Genomic DNA, 17,612 nt, shown 5'->3' on the forward strand with positions numbered 1-17,612 from the left:
TGGCGTCACGGTGCGGCAACCGCCGACACCGGGTGGTGTCGGTCCCGGCGACTAGGATGGTCGTACGGTGCTCGGTCACGGTGTGAGCATCAGCCAGGGTCCGCGGGCCCGTCGTCGCAGACGACGGGGGAGTGCGCGGGTGTCCGCCGGCGCAGCAGTCAGGAGTGACGAATGTTCGAGAGGTTCACCGACCGCGCGAGGCGGGTGGTCGTCCTGGCCCAAGAAGAGGCCCGGATGCTCAACCACAACTACATCGGGACCGAGCACATCCTGCTCGGGCTGATCCACGAGGGCGAGGGCGTCGCCGCCAAGGCCCTCGAGTCGCTGGGCATCGCCCTGGAGGGCGTGCGCCAGCAGGTCGAGGAGATCATCGGCCAGGGTCAGCAGGCCCCCTCGGGGCACATCCCGTTCACCCCGCGCGCCAAGAAGGTGCTGGAGCTGTCGCTGCGCGAGGCGCTGCAGCTCGGCCACAACTACATCGGCACCGAGCACATCCTGCTCGGGCTGATCCGTGAGGGCGAGGGCGTCGCCGCCCAGGTCCTCGTCAAGCTCGGCGCGGACCTCAACCGCGTGCGCCAGCAGGTGCTGCAGCTGCTGTCCGGCTACCAGGGCAAGGAGCCCGCGGAGTCCGGCGGCCAGCGCGGCGAGGGCACGCCGTCGTCGTCGCTCGTGCTCGACCAGTTCGGTCGCAACCTCACCCAGTCCGCCCGCGAGGGCAAGCTGGACCCGGTCATCGGCCGGGAGAAGGAGATCGAGCGGGTCATGCAGGTCCTCTCCCGGAGGACCAAGAACAACCCGGTCCTCATCGGCGAGCCCGGCGTCGGCAAGACCGCCGTCGTCGAGGGCCTCGGGCAGGCCATCGTCAAGGGCGAGGTCCCCGAGACGCTGAAGGACAAGCAGCTCTACACGCTCGACCTCGGGTCGCTCGTGGCGGGCTCGCGCTACCGCGGTGACTTCGAGGAGCGCCTGAAGAAGGTCCTCAAGGAGATCCGCACCCGCGGCGACATCATCCTGTTCATCGACGAGCTCCACACCCTCGTGGGTGCCGGCGCCGCCGAGGGCGCGATCGACGCCGCCTCGATCCTCAAGCCGATGCTGGCCCGCGGCGAGCTGCAGACCATCGGTGCGACGACGCTCGACGAGTACCGCAAGCACGTCGAGAAGGACGCCGCGCTCGAGCGCCGCTTCCAGCCGATCCAGGTGGGGGAGCCCTCGGTGGCCCACTCCATCGAGATCCTCAAGGGCCTGCGGGACCGCTACGAGGCGCACCACCGTGTCTCGATCACCGACCCGGCGCTGGTCGCGGCGGCCACCCTGGCCGACCGCTACATCAACGACCGGTTCCTCCCGGACAAGGCGATCGACCTGATCGACGAGGCCGGCGCCCGCATGCGCATCCGCCGCATGACCGCGCCGCCGGACCTGCGCGAGTTCGACGAGAAGATCTCCGACGTGCGTCGTGAGAAGGAGTCGGCGATCGACGCGCAGGACTTCGAGAAGGCCGCGCGCCTGCGCGACGAGGAGAAGCAGCTCCTCGGCCAGAAGTCCGAGCGCGAGAAGCAGTGGAAGTCCGGTGACCTCGACGTCGTCGCCGAGGTGGACGACGAGCTGATCGCCGAGGTGCTGGCCAACTGGACCGGCATCCCCGTCTTCAAGCTCACCGAGGAGGAGACGACCCGTCTGCTCCGCATGGAGGACGAGCTCCACAAGCGGATCATCGGTCAGGAGGAGGCCGTCCGGTCGGTCTCCCAGTCGATGCGCCGCACGCGGGCCGGCCTCAAGGACCCGAAGCGTCCGTCCGGGTCGTTCATCTTCGCGGGGCCCTCGGGCGTCGGGAAGACCGAGCTGACCAAGGCGCTCGCCGAGTTCCTGTTCGGGGACGACGACGCGCTCGTCCAGATCGACATGGGCGAGTTCCACGACCGCTACACCGCCTCGCGGCTCTTCGGTGCCCCTCCCGGGTACGTCGGCTACGAGGAGGGCGGCCAGCTCACCGAGAAGGTGCGCCGCAAGCCGTTCTCGGTGGTCCTCTTCGACGAGATCGAGAAGGCCCACTCGGAGGTCTACAACACCCTCCTGCAGGTGCTCGAGGACGGCCGCCTGACCGACGGTCAGGGTCGCGTCGTCGACTTCAAGAACACGGTCATCGTGTTCACGTCGAACCTCGGCACGCAGGACATCTCGAAGGCCGTGGGCCTGGGCTTCCAGTCCGGGGCGGACACGTCGTCGAACTACGAGCGCATGAAGAACAAGGTCACGGACGAGCTGAAGAAGCACTTCCGTCCCGAGTTCCTCAACCGCATCGACGACATCGTCGTGTTCCACCAGCTGCGCGAGAACGAGATCGTGCAGATGGTCGACCTGATGATCGGTCGCACCGAGAAGCAGCTGCAGAACAAGGACATGTCGATCGAGCTCACCGACGCCGCGAAGAAGCTGCTCGCGCAGCGCGGCTTCGACCCGGTGCTCGGCGCCCGTCCGCTGCGTCGCACGATCCAGCGCGAGATCGAGGACCAGCTCTCGGAGAAGATCCTGTTCGGGGAGATCGAGCCCGGCCAGATCGTGCTCGTCGACGTCGAGGGCTGGACCCCCGAGCTCGACGACAAGGGCGTCACCAAGCCCGCTCCGGAGTCGGCCAAGTTCACGTTCCGGGGCGAGGCCAAGCCGACCCCGGTGCCGGACACCCCCGAGGTCGCGACCGCCTCGGAGTAGTCCGGGAGTCGTCCCCCCGCACGGCACGCCCCGGTCACCCTCGTGGTGGCCGGGGCGTTCGTGTGTCCGGCCTCGTGGGCACAGGATCGACATGACCGCTCCCACGAGCACCGCGTCGGAGGTCGTCGAGACCTTCCTCGCCGCCCTCGCCCGCCTCGACGTCGACGCGGTGGAGGCGCTGCTCGCCCCCGACGTCGTCTACCAGAACGTCTCCCTGCCGCCGGCCCGTGGACGCGACGCGACGATGCGCGTCCTCGGCTCGATGGCGCGCCCGCTCACCGGGTTCGAGATCCACACCCACCGGCTCGCGGCGAACGGGTCGACCGTGCTGACCGAGCGCACGGACGTGGCGATCGCGGGTCGCGTCCGGATCGCCTTCTGGGTGTGCGGCACCTTCGAGGTCCGGGACGGCCGCATCACGCTCTGGCGCGACTACTTCGACTGGGCCGACCTCACCCGCGCCGCCGTCACCGGCGTCGCCCGCGGGGCGTGGGCGGCCCTGCGCCGGCGCTGACCCTCAGCTCTTCGTGGCGGCCCGCTGCTTCTTGTTCTGCGCCCGCCCGGCCTGGAACGCGATGAGGACGGCGATCGAGAGGGTGATCCACAGGGCGTACCGGTCGACCAGGAGCACCACGTCGACCGCGGACTGCCCCAGCGTGTAGCCCAGGCCCGCGACCAGGCCGGTCATGATGCCCGCGCCGACGATGCTGGCGAGCAGGAACCCGACGAGGGACAGTCCGGCCAGGCCGGCGAGCAGGTAGACCAGCACCGACGGGATCCCGGGCAGGGCCGCGGCGACGACCAGCAGGAACATCGCCCACATCGGCCACGACCGCACCCGCTCGACGAAGCGCTGGGCCCGGTCGGTCGGCACGAAGAGCTTCACGCCCTTGGCGCCCCACCGGCGGCCGGCCCACCACCAGAGCCAGTCGAACTTCGCCTTCCCGACGATGCCCGCGACGATCACGAGCCACAGGTCCGCCTGCCCGATCCGGGCGAACGCGGACCCGGCGCCGATCGCCGAGGAGCTGCCGGTGACGGCGGCCAGCAGGGTCGGGTGCGAGGCGAGGAGGAACGGCCGGATCGGCAGGGTGGCCAGGCCGAGGACGAGAGCCCCCACGAGGCAGCCCAGCAGGATCTTGTCGGCCCGCGGCATCGGGCTCTCCCACGGCCGCATGTCGCGCCACTGCGCCTTCGCGGCCTCGATCTCCTCGGGGGAGTACTCGCGGCGCCAGCGCGACCGTCGGGGCGCCGGCCCGGTGTCCTCGCCGGAGGCGGTGTCCGGCGCGGCGGGCGCCTCGTCCCGTTCGGACACGTCGACCCTCGTTCCCCCGGCGGCCCGTCCGCCGTCGCCGTCGACGGTAGCCGACGGGCGTTTCGTGCGCGTGTGTCGTGATCGTCCTCGGCTCAGACCGAGTAGAGCGCCGCCAGCCCCTTCGCCGCCTCGACCATCTGCTCGCGCAGCGTCGACGGGGACACGACCTCCACCTCGGCGCCGAGTGCGAGGAGCTCGGACCGGGTGGCGGCGATCGACTCCATCGGGATCACCGCGCAGGTCCAGCCGTCGTCGTCGGTCGGCCAGGTCCGCTCCGCGAGGGCCCGCGCGGTGTGCGGCCGCAGCACGAGCGGCGCCAGGTCCACCGCGTACGGCGACAGCCGCACCGCGGCCTCGGCCTGGTAGAGCGCGGCGGTGAGCGACTCGGCCGCGGCGGTCCAGTAGTGGAAGAGGTCGAAGTCGTCGGGCCGGTCGAAGTGCGTGTCGAGCGTCTCGAAGGTCAGCATGCGTGCCACCCGGTAGGTGCGCGGTGCGCCGCCGCCCGCCGGCTGCGCCACGAGGTACCAGACCCCGGCCTTGAGGACGACGCCCAGCGGCTCGAGGTCGCGGTCGACCTCCTCGTCGCCCCATCGCCGGTACCGGACCCGCACCACGCGTTGGTTCCAGACCGCGTCGGCGATGCCGGTCAGGGTCGGCACCTGGTCGGCCTCGCGGAACCAGCCGGGTGCGTCGAGGTGGAAGCGCTCGGCGATGCGCCGGGAACGTTCGGCGAGCTCGTCGGGCAGGGCGGCGTGGACCTTGAGCTGCGCCGCCGCGAGGACCCGGCCGAGGCCGAGCTCCGCGGCGGCCGTCGGCATGCCGGCGAGGGCGAGCGAGTCGGCCTCCTCGGCCGACAGGCCGGTCAGCCGGGTGGTCCAGCCCTCCAGCAGCGAGTACCCGCCGTCGGGGCCGCGGTCCGCGTAGACCGGCACCCCGGACTCCGCCAGCGAGTCCATGTCGCGGTAGATCGTGCGGATGGAGACCTCGAGCTCGTCGGCGAGCTCGCGCGCCGTCATCCGGCCACGTGTCTGCAGGAGGAGCAGCACGGAGAGCAACCGACTGGCGCGCACGCGTCAGTCCTACCCCATGAGCTGACAGGGCATGTCAGCTACCCGTCACGGCTCGCTCGTCGGGGACCCCGTCGTCGTCGGCGTCGACGAGCAGCGGGTCGGTCACGCCCGCGCGCACGGCCTCCAGCTGCGCGGACACCGCGATCCCGGCGAGCAGTGCGACGCCGGTGACGAAGGCCCAGAGCAGCAGCACCATGATCCCGGCGAGCGGACCGTAGGTCGCCGAGAACTCCCCGGAGACCGACACGTAGAGCGCGATCGCGCCCGACGCGACGAGCCACGCCGCGACCGTCAGCCCCGCCCCGAGCGCGAGCCACGAGAGCGCCGGCTGCCGGCGCCGCGGGGCGAAGCGGAAGAGCGTGGTCACGGCGACGACGAGGGCCGCGAGCCCGATCGGCCACCGCACGACGTCCCACACCGTCTCCGCCGCGTCGCCCCAGCGGTAGACCTCCTCGATGGCGTCGCCGAACGGTCCGCCCGCCACGATCAGGACGAGGCCCACCCCGAGTGCGGCCCCCGCCGTCGCCGTCAGCAGAGCTGCGCGCGAGTACTTCCGCAGCGCCGGCCGGTCCCGCTCGACGCCGTACACGCGGTTCGCCCCGCGCTCCAGCTGGGCGAAGGCGCTGGTCATCGCGACGAAGGCCGTCACCAGTCCGAACGCGACCGCCAGCTCGCCCAGGTTCTCGCCCGGCCCGTCGTCGTCATCGTCGTTCCCGACGACCGGTGCTTCCGCGCCCCGGGCGACGACGTCGGCGAGGAGCTGGTCGCCCGTGCCCGGCGACACCGCGACCACCGTCCGCGCCACCACCTGGGCCACCGACTCCGCGCCGATCGCCGTCGCCAGACCGCTCCCGGCGATGATCAGCGGCACCGTGGCGAGGGCGAGCTGCAGCGCGAACGCGCGGGCGTGGCTGAACCCGTCGCCGTAGCGGAAGCGCAGGAAGGACGTGCGCAGCAGCGTCACCAGCCCGATGCGCCGCGCGGTGTGCCACGCGTCGTCGGCGGAGAGGTCCTCGCCGTGCATGTCCGTGGTCTCGGGCACGGCGCGCACGGAGCTCACCGCGCCATTCTGGCCCGACCTGACAGCAGGTGTCAGGCACGACCCGGCACAGTGGCGCGATGGACGTGACGCGGGAGCAGGCCATCGCGTTCCGGGTCGCCGCGCAGGGGCTCGCCCGCCGGTCGGCGCTGGACGCCGCGGTGCTGCTCGACCTCGGGGTGCAGCACCGGGAGTCGTCGGTCGCGGTGGCCCTGGCGGCGCGCCTGCCCGACGACCCGCCGCCCGACGGCCTGCTCGCGTGGACCCACCGCGCGGCGCCGCACCGGCACCACCCCGCGGACCTCGCACGGTGGGCGCGCGCGCTCCGGCCGCTCTCCGACGCCGACGCCGCGAGCCGGCTGATCTGGACCGCGGAGCAGAACGCCGCGTTCGGGGCCCTCGCCGCGATCGACCGGGTCGCCGAGGTCCTGGCGGCGACGGTGGACGGCCCGATGACCAAGGGCGAGCTGTCGACGGTCGTCAGCCGGGAGCTGCCCCGCGCGCTGCAGCGCGACTGCCCCTCGTGCGGGGTGTGGCACGTGTACGACCAGCTGCTGCGCCTCGGCGCCCTGCCCGCCGGGCTGACGCTGGACGGCGGCCGGGTCCTGCGGGCGCTCCCGCCCGACGGCGGGTGGCGCCGTCCGGTGGGTCCGGGGGACCCGGCGGACGTGGCGGGCCTCGTCACGGCGGCCGTCCACGTGTTCGGGCCGGTGACCACCGCGGACCTCGCCGCCTGGATCGGCACCTCCGCCGGTGCGCTGCGCCCCGCCGTGGACGTCGCGGACCTCGCGGCGGTGCGGGTCGAGGGGCGGCGCGCGTGGGTGGTCCGTCACCGGCTCGAGGTGCTGGCGGACCCGCCGTCGCCCCCCGGGCTGCGGTTGCTGCCGGCCTTCGACCCGTTGCTCTCCGCCCGCGACCGCGCGCTGCTGGTGCCCGACCCGCAGCGGCGCCGGGCGCTCTGGCCCGCCCTCGGGCAGCCGGGCGCGGTGCTCGTGGGCACCGAGGTGCTCGGGACGTGGCGGCCGCGCGCGTCGGGCGGGGCGCTCACGCTGGAGGTCACGGCGTTCGAGGAGCTCCCGCCGGGGCCGCTCGACGACGAGGCGCAGCGGGTGGCGGCGGCCCGGGGGCTGCGGCTGCGGGCGGTGACGGTGGCCTGAGCGCGACCGTCCCGTAGCGCGAGTGGCACGCAGGGCAGGTTCCGGGGCGCCCGGACCTGCGCCGTGTGCCACTCGGGGCGTCAGGACCAGGCGTCGGCGAGCAACTCGTCGAGCGCGAGGAGGGTGTCGCGGGCGCCGGCGGCGAGGCCGACGCCACGACCGTGCCGGACCTCCGGCTCGCGCACGTTGACCCGCACCAGCCGACCGGACGCGGCCGACGCCAGCTCCGCGTGCCGCCGCACGGTCGGCACCGCGGTCCCGGCGCCGAGCTCGATCACCGCGACGTCGGTGTGGCGCCGCAGCCACGCGCGGTGCCCGGCCATCCGCTCGGCGTGGGTGCCGGGCACCCACGAGCCGTCCCCGAACATGAGGATGTTCGGCCGGGCCACGGCCCCGCAGCGCGGACACGGGGGGAGCGGTTCCCGGGCGCGCATGGTGGCCTCGTCGACGACGACCTCGACGTCGTCGGCCGGCCAGGTCGCCGCGGAGCACGGTCGGGAGCACTGCAGCGTGCCGATCGCGCCGTGGCACTCGACCACGGCGTCGTCGGGAAAGCCCGCGGCCTGGAAGGCGCCGTCGACGTTCGAGGTGAACACGTGCGTCGGCAGACGCCGCGACCAGCCCAGCAGGACGCCGAAGCCGTCGTGCGGCACCGTCGCGCGATAGAGCGCGAGCCGGTGCCCGTAGAAGCCCCAGGCGAGCTCGGGGTCGTCGTCGAAGTGCTCGGGGTCGGCCAGCTCCTCGAAGCGCAGACCGAGCCCGCGGTAGGGCGGGTAGGCGCGCCAGAACCCCTCGGGGCCCCGGAAGTCCGGCAGCCCGGAGTCGACGCCCATGCCCGCGCCCGCGGCGACGACCAGGGCCGAGGCGCCGCGGAGGAGGTCCGCGGCCTCGTCGAGCTGGGTCAGTGGTGGCCGCCGTGGCCGTCGGAGCCGAGGACGACCTCGAACTCGAGCAGGTCGGCACCCGTCGCCGTCGGGTCGCGTCGCTCCTGGGCGTGGGCCGCGTCGGGCGTGGAGCCGCTCCGCCAGGCCCGGAAGGCCTCGTCGGACTCCCAGCGGGTGATGACGAAGTACCGGTCGTCCCCGGAGGTCGGGCGCAACAGTTCGAAGCCGAGATAGCCCGGCGTCCCGTCCATCGAGCCCCGGTTGCCGGCGAACCGCTCCTCCATCTGCTCGCGCCGTTCCGGCGGCACGGTGATGGCATTGATCTTCACGACGGCCATGTCCCCAGCCTACGACGACCCGTCGAACTCGCCGGGCAGCGCGAACCGGCCGTCCGCGAGCTGCTCGACGAGACCGTCGACGAGCAGCGAGTCGAGACACCGGGCGCGCTGGGCCGGGTCGGAGACCCACGCCGCCTCGAGGGCCGCGGCGTCCACCGGGCCGGTGGCGCCGCGCAGGACGTCGAGCAGCCGGCCGCGGACCTGGCGGTCGGTCCCCGCCCACCGCTGCCCCTTCCTCACGGGCCCGTCCCACGCGGGCCGTCCCGCCTGCTGCCAGGCGCAGAGGTCGAGCACCGGGCAGTCGGCGCACCGCGGCCCGCGGGCCACGCAGATGCAGGCCCCGAGCTCCATCAGCGCGGCCGACGTGCGGGCGGCGTCGGCCTCGTCGTCGGGCAGCAGCGCCTCGGTGTCGGCCAGGTCCCGCGTGGCCGCGTCCCCGGCCTCGGCCCGGCCGTGCACCGCCCGGGCCACCACGCGGCGCACGTTCGTGTCGACCACCGGGCAGCGACGTCCGTAGGCGAACGCGGCGACCGCGCGGGCGGTGTAGGTCCCGATCCCCGGCAGGGCGAGCAGCACCTCGACCTCGCTCGGCACCACGTCGTCGTGCTCCGCCGCGATGGCGGCCGCGGCCGCCTGCAGCCGCAGCGCGCGCCGGGGGTAGCCGAGCTTCCCCCACGCCCGCAGCACGTCCGCGGTGGGCGCCGCCGCGAGGTCGGAGGGCCGGGGCCAGCGGGCCATCCACTCCCGCCAGATCGGGTCGACGCGGGCGACCGGGGTCTGCTGGAGCATGATCTCGCTGACCAGCACGCCCCAGCCGGTGACGTCCGGGGCGCGCCACGGGAGGTCGCGGGCGTTCGCGGCGAACCAGGGCAGCAGGCGGTCGGCGAGAGCGGGCATCGGCTCCGATCCTTGTCGCCCGGTCGACGGCGTGCCTCGACGGGGTGAGTTCGCCGCGCGGCCCGGCGCGGGGCGGTCGTGCGCGGGAGGCCCGCTCCTACCGTGCCTCCCATGCTGGAGCCGGTGGGACCGCTCCCGCCGTCGGTGTACTGGCGACGGCGGGCCGTCGCCGCGATCGCGGCCGTCCTCGTCCTGGCCTTCCTGATCTGGGCGGTCAGTGCCGCGGCCTCCGCGGACGGCAGCGACGACGTCGCCGCGCCGGCACCGGCCCCCGCGGGCTCCACCGCGCCGCCGACCCCGGTCGCCTCCCGCGGTGCGCTCGCCGTGCCGCCGGGTGCCGTGCCGCCGGCCGGCGCCGCCCCGGCCGGTCCGGTGCCCGCCGCGCCGGTGTCCACCACCGCCGCGCCGGGCGGCGCGACGCCGCCACTGCTCGGTGCCGGGTCGACCGGCCCGCAGCAGCCGCCCGTCGGGATCCCCACGCCGGCCGCTCCCGGCGCCGCCGCGCCGCCCGCGAGCCCCGCGCCGAGAGCTCTCGAGCCGTGCGCGGACTCCGCGCTGACGGTCGCCGCCCGCACCGACAAGCAGCGCTACACGGCCGCGGAGCGCCCGCTGTTCAGCCTCGTCGTCACGAACACCGGCAAGGAGCCCTGCACCCGCGACCTGGGGCCCGCCCGCACCGCGATGGCCGTGGTGATCAAGCCGGGCGACGGGCTGTGGGGCAGCGACGACTGCGCGCCCGGCGGCGACCCGGACGTCCGCACGCTCGCGCCCGGCCAGGAGCAGGTGTTCTCGGTGCGCTGGGCCGGCCGGACCTCGGCCCCGGGGTGCCCCTCGGGTCGCGAGGCCGTGCCGGCCGGCACCTACCAGCTGCTGACACGCCTCGACGGCACGATCAGCGACCCCGCCTCGTTCACGATCGCCTCGTAGCCCCTCCCGCCAGTCCGACGGCGGTGAGCGCCCCCTTGAGGTCGTCCACCTCCGTGAGCGTCATCCCAGCCGGCGCGGTGGTGCCGGGACCGAACGGCACGATCGCCTCCCGGATCCCCAGCCGGGCCGCCTCCGCCAGGCGCCGGTCGGTCGCGGTGACCCGCCGGACCTCCCCGGTGAGCCCCACCTCGCCGAGGACGACGACGCCGTAGGGCAGCGGCGTCCGCCGCGCCGCCGAGGCGACGGCCAGCGCGATCGCGAGGTCGGCCGCCGGTTCGCGCAGCTTCATGCCCCCGACGGTCGCGGCGAAGACGTCCATCTGCGACAGCGACAGACTCCCGTGCTGCTGCAGCACCGCGAGGATCTTGAGCACGCGCGACGACTCCAGATCGGACACCGTGCGCCGCGCCGGGGCGTCCTTGCCGACCGCCGTGACCAGCCCCTGCACCTCGGCCATGAGCGGCCGCTTGCCCTCCATCGTCACCGTGACCGCCTGCCCGGGCACGCCGCCGGTCATCGTGCCGACGAACAGCCCGGTCGGGTCGGTGACCTCGGTGATCCCGCCGTCGAACATCTCGAAGCACCCGACCTCGTCGGACGGGCCGAAGCGGTTCTTCAGGCCGCGGACCATGCGCAGCGTGGAGTGCCGCTCGCCCTCGAAGCTCAGCACCACGTCGACGAGGTGCTCCAGCGTGCGCGGACCGGCCACGGCGCCGTCCTTCGTCACGTGACCGATCAGCACCACCGGGAGGTCCCGCTGCTTGGCCAGGGCGACCAGGGCCGACGTCACCGCCCGGACCTGCGACACCCCGCCGGCGGTGCCCTCCACGTCGGCGGACCCCACGGTCTGCACCGAGTCGACCACGAGCAGTCCGGGGTCGACCGCCTCGACGTGCGCGGCGACCTCCTCCAGGTCCGCCGTCGCGGACAGGAACAGGTGCGGCACCACGGCGTTCGTCCGCTCCGCCCGCAGCCGGACCTGGCCCGCGGACTCCTCCCCCGTGACGTAGAGGACGGTGCCCCCGGAGCGGGCCCGCCGGGCCGCGACCTCGAGCAGCAGCGTCGACTTCCCGACACCGGGCTCCCCGGCCAGCAGCACGACCGCCCCGGGCACGAGGCCGCCGCCGAGCACCCGGTCGAGCTCGCCGACGCCGGTGGGACGCGACGTCACCGACTCGAGCCCGACCTCGCCGATGGCGCGCACCGGGCTCGTCGGGCGGGCCGCCGCCTTCGGGGCCCCGCCGGGAGCGCCGACCGCCGCCGCGGGCGGCAGGCCCTCCTCGATCGTCCCCCAGCCGCCGCAGCCCGGGCAGCGGCCGAGCCACTTGGCCGCGGTGTAGCCGCAGGCGGTGCACTCGAAGGGGCGGGGACGGGACTTCGTGCTCACGGTGCCGGAGGGTAGGACGACCCCCCGACAGTCACGCCCGCGCGCTTGGCCGGGGACGACCCGGCGTCGGGCGGGTCAGCTCGCGGGGACCGGGATGGTGGTGTTGACGAACACCGGCAGCGTGATCGTCCCGGCGCGCGCGAAGGTGAAGGTGATCGGGTAGGTCGGGCCCTCGTGCAGCACCTGCGCCACCTGCGGCAGCGTGATGCGCATCGTGGCGGTCGGGTTCGTCGGGGAGGGCGGCCCGACCGGGCCGGGCTCCGCGCCGACCATCGAGGTCGTCGAGTTGCCGAGGATCGTCGTGAACCCCTCGGCGCGCGCCGGACCCGAGTACGGGGTGGTCACCGAGAGCAGCTGGTCGTCCTGCAGCGCCTGGTTGATGATCGCGCCGCGGAGCACGACCGAGGACCCGGCCGGCACGACCGGGTTCGGGCCCGGGTCGAGCGTGACGTTGCGGAGCAGGACCTGGCCGACGGAGCCCTCGGTGCCGACGACCGACGAGATCGTCGTGTCGGTCTGGGTCACGGCACCGGCGCTGCAGCCCGACAGGACGAGTGCGGCCGCGCCCAGCAGCGTGGCGGCGAGCAACGCGGTCCGCGGACGTCCCGTCGGTCGGCGGGTCATGGCGCGTGGTCCTCCTCGGTGGACACTGCCGGCTCCACCCGCGCGCGGGTGGCCGGTCGGATTCGGGTGCACCCTAGCCCCCGGCCGGGTCCGCGGGCGCGCCCGACGGGCACCGTCACGCCCCCCGATGACCCTCCCGACCTCGGGAAGCACGGTGCCGCGTCACTTGTCAACCCCCTGACCTGCGAAGACGGCGCAATCCCCCTCCGACGGCACGTCGCGGTCGTGTTAACCTGGAGGCAGCGAAAGGGGCTAGAGGACACATGGTTTTCAAGGTCGGCGAGACCGTCGTCTACCCGCACCACGGTGCCGCTCTCATCGAGGCGATCGAGACCCGGACGATCAAGGGCGAGGAGAAGAAGTACCTCGTCCTGAAGGTTGCCCAGGGCGACCTCACGGTCCGGGTCCCCGCGGACAACGCCGAGATCGTCGGTGTCCGTGACGTCGTCGGGCAGGAGGGTCTGGACCGGGTGTTCGAGGTGTTGCGGGCCCCGCACACCGAGGAGCCGACCAACTGGTCGCGCCGGTACAAGGCGAACCTCGAGAAGCTCGCGTCGGGTGACGTCAACAAGGTGGCCGAGGTCGTCCGCGACCTGTGGCGCCGGGAGAAGGACCGCGGCCTGTCCGCCGGCGAGAAGCGCATGCTCGCCAAGGCGCGGCAGATCCTCGTGAGCGAGCTCGCGCTCGCCGAGGGCACCGACGAGGTGGCCGCCGAGTCCCTGCTGGACCAGGTACTCGCCTCCTGACGTGGAGGTCGCGGCCGTCGTCCCGGCGGCCGGCTCCGGGGAACGTCTCGGAGCCGGGCGGCCCAAGGCCCTCGTCGAGGTCGCCGGGGTCGCGATGGTCACACGCGCCGTCGACGGGCTGCTCGGTTCGGGGGTCGTCGACGAGGTGATCGTCGTCGCCCCGCCCGAGCATCTCGAGGAGATGGCGAAGGCGGTCCCGACGGCGGGTCGGGTCGTGCCCGGTGGACACGACCGCGTCGCGTCCGTCGCGCTCGGCCTGGCCGAGGTACCCGGCGCCGACGTCGTGCTGGTGCACGACGCGGCGCGATGCCTGTGCCCGGCGGGCGTCGTCTCGGCGGTGGTCGCAGCCGTTCGCGCAGGTCACGCGGCCGTGGTGCCGGCGATCCCGGTGGCGGACACCGTGCGCCGCGCCGTGGACGGTGGACGGGTCGAACTCGTCGACCGCACCGGGCTGCTCGCCGTGCAGACCCCGCAGGGTTTCGACGTCGACGTCCTGCGCCGGGCGCACGCCGCGGCCGGCGACCACCGCGCGACCGACGACGCGGGGCTCGTGGAGGCCATCGGCGGCGAGGTCGTCACCGTTCCGGGTGATCCGCGGGCGTTCAAGATCACGACCCCGTTGGACCTGGCGATGGCGGAGGCGTTGGTGCGCGCACTGTGAGGGACGCGAGACGGACCGCGGCGGAGCTCGTGCCGTGAGGGTCGGCATCGGGACCGACGTGCATCCGCTGACGGCGGACGCACCCTGCTGGGTGGCCGGTCTGCTGTGGGAGGGCGAGGCCGGCTGTGCCGGGCACTCCGACGGCGACGTCGCCGCGCACGCCCTGTGTGACGCTCTCCTCTCGGCCGCCGGCCTCGGCGACGTCGGCGCGGTCTTCGGCACCGGACGCCCCGAGTGGGCGGGTGCATCCGGGGTCCGGCTCCTCGGCGAGGTGCGTCGGCTCGTCCACGACGACGGGTGGGTCCTCGGCAACGCCGCGGTCCAGGTCATCGGCAACCGCCCGAAGATCGGCACCCGTCGTCGGGAGGCGGAGCAGGTCCTCTCCGAGGCGGTCGGCGGGCCGGTGTCGGTGTCCGGCACGACCTCCGACGGGCTCGGCCTGACCGGGCGCGGCGAGGGGCTCGCTGCCGTGGCGACGGCGTTGCTGCTGCCGCGCTGAGCTCGTCCGCGGCCATCGCGAGTGTGACGTGGGGCAGGTCCTGCGGCGCCGCGGGCTGCCTGGTGTGCACCTCGGGTCGGCCCGCCGCGGGAGCCGCGGCGGCCCTCGTCGCGAGAGTGGCATGGCGCAGCTCTGCGTGGCTCGTGAGCTGCCTGGTGTCCCTCTCGCGAGGCACTTTCCCGGAACCGCACCCACGGGTCGGACGTGCGTGCTTGCCTGATCCCGGCGAGGGGAGGCGGGCGTGTTCGACGTGAACTGGGAGACGCGGTCGCACGCGGACATCCACGCGCAGCTGCAGGGCCGGGGCGGCGGGTTCACCGACGCGGGGGGTGCGTGGAACTCGCTCGCGGGCCGGTTGCGGGACGTGGCCGGGTCGGTGGAGCGGGCGACGTCGGGGATCGCGGCCACCCGGACGGGACCGGCAGCGCAGGCGGCAGGCGCGGCGGTCGGGCCGATGGGGCCGTGGGCGACCGAGGTCCGGACCTTCAGCGACGCCGTCGGCTCCGCCTCGCACGAACAGAACCGTGCACTCGCCGCCACCCGCGGAGCCGTGGGCCCGCCCGTGCCGCGACCGCCCGTGACGCTGCAGACGTGGGAGGGCGTGGGCGCGCTCGCCGCACTCGACGTCGACACCGCCGAGCACGCCTCGCTCGACGCCGAACGACGAGCCCGGGCCGCGATGGGGCGCTACCAGGAGTTCAGCTCGCTCCGGGCATCCGGGCTGCCGCAGTTCTCCTCGCCGTCGCAGCAGGGCGCGCCCCGGGTGCAGCTCGTGAACGGCGCCGGCGCGGGCTCGCCCGGCGCCGCGCCGAGTGGTGGGGGACCTGCGGGTGGGGCCGCCGGTGCCGTGCCTTCTCCGGGCGGCGGAGCCGTGTCGGGGACGTCGGCGCCACCCGGTCCCGGCTCACCGGGGGTGTCACCACCGCCGAGCGCGGGAGGTTCGCCCGGAGCGTTGAGCCCACCGCCGCCGTCCGGCGTGCCGAGCACACCCCGGGGCCCCGGACCGGCCGGCGGAACCGGTGCCGGCAACACCGGTGCGGCCGACGCCGCCCCGTCCGGCCGAGCGGCCGGGACCGGTCCGGGCGGGGCGGTCGGCAGCGGAACAGGTGCTGCCGGCACCGGAACGGGCGGGCCCGCCGGCACCGGAACGGGCGCGGCCGGCCCCGGGACCGGCGGTCTGGTCGGGGGATCGGCCGGCGCCGGGACCGCCGGGCCGACCGGCGGCCCCCGCCCCGGGCCGACCGGCCTCGGCAGCCCCACCCCCACCGGCTTCGGGCCGACGGGCGCCGCAACCGGTTCCGCCGGCACCGGTTCCACCGGCGCGTCCGTCGGCGCCGGCGGCGCGCCGGGCACCGCCGGCGCGTCGGGCACCGGCGGCGCGCCGGGCACAGGGCCCGGCGGCGCCGTCGCGGGGACCCGGCCCGCGCTCCCGGAACCGCCCCTCGGTCGATCGCCCGAACCGGTTCGCACGGCATCGGTGCTCGAGCCGGCCCTCGGTCCCCGACCCACCACGGCCAACGCCACCTCGGGCGTTCCCTTCGCGCCGATCGGCGGGGTCGGGGGAGCGGCGCAGGCCGAGCAGCGGCTGCCCCGGGCGCCCTACCTGGTCGAGGACGATCCCGACGCGCTGGCCGGCGACCTGCCCCGCGTCGCCCCACCGGTGATCGGCGGATGATGCCGGCCCGGCGGCTCCACCTGGAGCGGGACGCGGTCGTCGCCACCTGGCGCCACCTGCACCTGGGCGACCGGCCGCCGCTGCTCGACGTCCCCGACCACGGCGCCACCCTCTCCGCGCGCGACGCCGCCGACCACGCCGCGCTGTGCGGGCTGCGCGGCCGGGGCCTCGCGCGGACGGGTGCCGACGGCGCGCCCGTGCCCGTCGCCGACCTCGCCGACGCCTTCCGGGTGATCGCCCGGCCGGAGGTCGACGTCGACCTCCGCTGCTGGGATCCCGACCTCCACGGCTGGTTCGCGGCCGTGGCGGGCGAACTGACCGTCCTCGTCGAGACCGCGCCCGACCACGCGTGGACCGTCGACCTCGCCTCGCGCCCGCCCGCGGCGGACGCGGCGGGGCTCGTCGAGGCCCTCGCCCGCCTCGTCCTCACCCGCGCGCCGGAGGAACGACCGCGCGGCACCGCCCTGACCGTGCCCGCCGACGTGCTCTTCGCCGGCGCACCCACCCACCGGCTCCCACCCGCCGTCAAGAAGCGGATCGCGGCCCTGCGGGCCGAGCCGCCCCGGCGCCGCCTGCAGCTCGGGGCACGGGTGTCCCGCCGACGCGTCGGGCCGCTCACCGTGGTCGACGCCGCGGAGGGGCGCACGCTCGTCGAGCGCGACGGCGACACGGTGCGGGTGCGTCCGGCCGACCGGGTCCTCGTGGCGCGCGAGCTGGCGCGTCAGGTCTGAGCGAGGGCGTCGTGGACGTGGGTGAAGGTCGCGAGGCGCTCCTCGGCGGTGGTGTCGCGGTACATGGGGTCGAGGAACATCTGCCGGATGCCCGTCCGCGCGGCGAGTACGCCGACCGCGTCGGCGAGCTCGTCGCGCCCGACGTCGGCGGTGAGGTTGACGCGCAGCACGGTCTCGACGTCCTCGGGTCGGCGTCCCGCGGCCGCGGCGGCCTCGTCGATCGTGGCGCGCATCGTCGCGAGGCCGTCGAGGGCCTTCTCCGCGGCGGGGACGGCGGGGGAGCGCAGCGCGACGACGGGGAGCCAACCGTCGGCCCGGCGTCCGACGCGGCGCAACGCGGGGGCGCTGAACGCCGAGACGTGGATCGGGACGCGGGGCGAGGGGGTCTCGACCAGCGACGACGGGGTGGTCCAGAACCGCCCCTGAACGTCGCGGTCGGTGTCGGACCAGAGCACGTCGAGGGTGTCGAGCAGCTCGTCGAGCCGGGCGCCTCGGTGGTCGAACCCGACGCCGGCCGCGGTGTACTCCTCGGGCGACCAGCCGATGCCGAGCCCGGCGACCAGGCGACCGCCGGAGAGCGCGGCGATCGTCGAGAGGGAGCGCGCGAGGACGGCGGGGGCGTAGAGCGGCGCGACCAGCACGCTCGAGCCGAGCCGGGCGCTCGTCGTCGTGACCGCGGCGGCGGCGAGGACGGCGAACGGGTCGAGGGCACGCTCGAACTCCGCGGGGACGGTGTCGGTGCCGCCGTAGCCGACGCTGGGATGGCGGGCGGCGAGCAGCCGGTCGCCGACCCACAGCGACGCCGCGCCGGCGGCCTCCGCGGCGGCCGCGAACCGGCCGAGGGACGCGGCGCCGTCCGCGGCGGCGCCGAACTGGGGCAGGGAGAGTCCGAGATCCACGGGCTGGACCCTGCCACGGTCGCAGGGGCCCCCACGGGCCGTGACCTGCGG

At 75.1% G+C, this 17,612-nt stretch carries 18 protein-coding genes; 9 read left to right on the top strand and 9 right to left on the bottom strand.

From position 1 onward, the window contains the following. Positions 1-171: 171 nt before the first annotated feature. Complete coding sequence (locus tag ACQPYX_RS03975; RefSeq protein ID WP_026204656.1) at positions 172-2,712, top strand: ATP-dependent Clp protease ATP-binding subunit; 2,541 nt, start codon at positions 172-174, stop codon at positions 2,710-2,712. 91 nt (positions 2,713-2,803) lie between these two features. Then, on the top strand, positions 2,804-3,226 hold the full coding sequence (locus ACQPYX_RS03980) for a limonene-1,2-epoxide hydrolase family protein (protein WP_433801629.1): 423 nt from the start codon (positions 2,804-2,806) through the stop codon (positions 3,224-3,226). Positions 3,227-3,229: 3 nt separating this feature from the next. On the opposite strand, the gene ACQPYX_RS03985 is transcribed toward ACQPYX_RS03980, so the two are convergent. From ACQPYX_RS03985 to ACQPYX_RS03995, 3 genes are all read right to left on the bottom strand, one after another. Then, complete coding sequence (locus ACQPYX_RS03985) at positions 3,230-4,027, bottom strand: DedA family protein (RefSeq protein WP_433801630.1); 798 nt, start codon at positions 4,025-4,027, stop codon at positions 3,230-3,232. Between the two features lie 92 nt (positions 4,028-4,119). Next, the gene (locus ACQPYX_RS03990; RefSeq protein ID WP_433801631.1) at positions 4,120-5,097 is read right to left on the bottom strand and encodes a helix-turn-helix transcriptional regulator; all 978 of its coding nucleotides are present in this window, start codon (positions 5,095-5,097) and stop codon (positions 4,120-4,122) included. 34 nt (positions 5,098-5,131) lie between these two features. Further along, complete coding sequence (locus ACQPYX_RS03995; protein WP_433801632.1) at positions 5,132-6,157, bottom strand: YihY/virulence factor BrkB family protein; 1,026 nt, start codon at positions 6,155-6,157, stop codon at positions 5,132-5,134. Between the two features lie 59 nt (positions 6,158-6,216). Between ACQPYX_RS03995 and ACQPYX_RS04000 the strand changes: the two genes are divergently transcribed. Further along, positions 6,217-7,293: a DNA glycosylase AlkZ-like family protein gene (locus ACQPYX_RS04000; protein WP_433801633.1), complete on the top strand. Its 1,077-nt coding sequence runs from the start codon at positions 6,217-6,219 to the stop codon at positions 7,291-7,293. A gap of 80 nt (positions 7,294-7,373) precedes the next feature. On the opposite strand, the gene ACQPYX_RS04005 is transcribed toward ACQPYX_RS04000, so the two are convergent. From ACQPYX_RS04005 to ACQPYX_RS04015, 3 genes are all read right to left on the bottom strand, one after another. Continuing rightward, complete coding sequence (locus ACQPYX_RS04005) at positions 7,374-8,126, bottom strand: SIR2 family NAD-dependent protein deacylase (RefSeq protein WP_433801634.1); 753 nt, start codon at positions 8,124-8,126, stop codon at positions 7,374-7,376. 68 nt (positions 8,127-8,194) lie between these two features. Further along, positions 8,195-8,515, bottom strand: coding sequence for an antibiotic biosynthesis monooxygenase family protein (locus ACQPYX_RS04010; protein WP_433801635.1), 321 nt, complete (start codon positions 8,513-8,515; stop codon positions 8,195-8,197). Between the two features lie 9 nt (positions 8,516-8,524). Beyond that, a complete protein-coding gene (locus ACQPYX_RS04015; RefSeq protein WP_433801636.1) occupies positions 8,525-9,412 on the bottom strand; it encodes an A/G-specific adenine glycosylase in 888 nt (295 codons plus the stop codon). 111 nt (positions 9,413-9,523) lie between these two features. On the opposite strand from ACQPYX_RS04015, the gene ACQPYX_RS04020 reads away from it, so the two are divergent. After that, positions 9,524-10,339: a hypothetical protein gene (locus tag ACQPYX_RS04020; RefSeq protein WP_433801637.1), complete on the top strand. Its 816-nt coding sequence runs from the start codon at positions 9,524-9,526 to the stop codon at positions 10,337-10,339. On the opposite strand, the gene radA is transcribed toward ACQPYX_RS04020, so the two are convergent. Continuing rightward, positions 10,323-11,726 (bottom strand): DNA repair protein RadA, encoded by a 1,404-nt coding sequence (gene radA / locus ACQPYX_RS04025; protein ID WP_433801638.1) that lies wholly within the window; start codon positions 11,724-11,726, stop codon positions 10,323-10,325. The two genes, ACQPYX_RS04020 and radA, sit on opposite strands and share 17 nt — an antisense overlap. A 75-nt stretch (positions 11,727-11,801) precedes the next feature. Then, positions 11,802-12,350, bottom strand: coding sequence for a hypothetical protein (locus ACQPYX_RS04030; protein WP_433801639.1), 549 nt, complete (start codon positions 12,348-12,350; stop codon positions 11,802-11,804). 263 nt (positions 12,351-12,613) lie between these two features. Here ACQPYX_RS04030 and ACQPYX_RS04035 point away from each other — a divergent pair, with 263 nt between their 5' ends. The 5 genes from ACQPYX_RS04035 (at position 12,614) to ACQPYX_RS04055 (ending at position 16,662) form a co-directional block, all read left to right on the top strand. Next, positions 12,614-13,096 carry a CarD family transcriptional regulator gene (locus tag ACQPYX_RS04035; RefSeq protein ID WP_116707106.1) on the top strand — a complete coding sequence of 161 codons (483 nt, stop codon included), beginning with the start codon at positions 12,614-12,616 and terminating at the stop codon, positions 13,094-13,096. Position 13,097: 1 nt separating this feature from the next. Continuing rightward, positions 13,098-13,757, top strand: a complete 660-nt coding sequence (gene ispD / locus ACQPYX_RS04040; protein ID WP_433801640.1) for a 2-C-methyl-D-erythritol 4-phosphate cytidylyltransferase — start codon at positions 13,098-13,100, stop codon at positions 13,755-13,757. 34 nt (positions 13,758-13,791) lie between these two features. Then, positions 13,792-14,256 (top strand): 2-C-methyl-D-erythritol 2,4-cyclodiphosphate synthase, encoded by a 465-nt coding sequence (gene ispF, locus ACQPYX_RS04045; protein WP_433801641.1) that lies wholly within the window; start codon positions 13,792-13,794, stop codon positions 14,254-14,256. A 241-nt stretch (positions 14,257-14,497) separates the two neighbouring features. After that, complete coding sequence (locus tag ACQPYX_RS04050; RefSeq protein WP_433801642.1) at positions 14,498-15,931, top strand: hypothetical protein; 1,434 nt, start codon at positions 14,498-14,500, stop codon at positions 15,929-15,931. Next, positions 15,928-16,662, top strand: a complete 735-nt coding sequence (locus tag ACQPYX_RS04055) for an ESX secretion-associated protein EspG (RefSeq protein WP_433801643.1) — start codon at positions 15,928-15,930, stop codon at positions 16,660-16,662. The genes ACQPYX_RS04050 and ACQPYX_RS04055 overlap by 4 nt, the downstream gene beginning before the upstream one ends. Here ACQPYX_RS04055 and ACQPYX_RS04060 read toward each other — a convergent pair. Next, the gene (locus ACQPYX_RS04060) at positions 16,653-17,561 is read right to left on the bottom strand and encodes a TIGR03619 family F420-dependent LLM class oxidoreductase (protein WP_433801644.1); all 909 of its coding nucleotides are present in this window, start codon (positions 17,559-17,561) and stop codon (positions 16,653-16,655) included. The two genes, ACQPYX_RS04055 and ACQPYX_RS04060, sit on opposite strands and share 10 nt — an antisense overlap. Positions 17,562-17,612: the final 51 nt, after the last annotated feature.

Origin of the sequence: Actinomycetospora sp. CA-084318, assembly GCF_050955885.1 — a bacterium.
Classification (GTDB): Bacteria; Actinomycetota; Actinomycetes; order Mycobacteriales; family Pseudonocardiaceae; genus Actinomycetospora.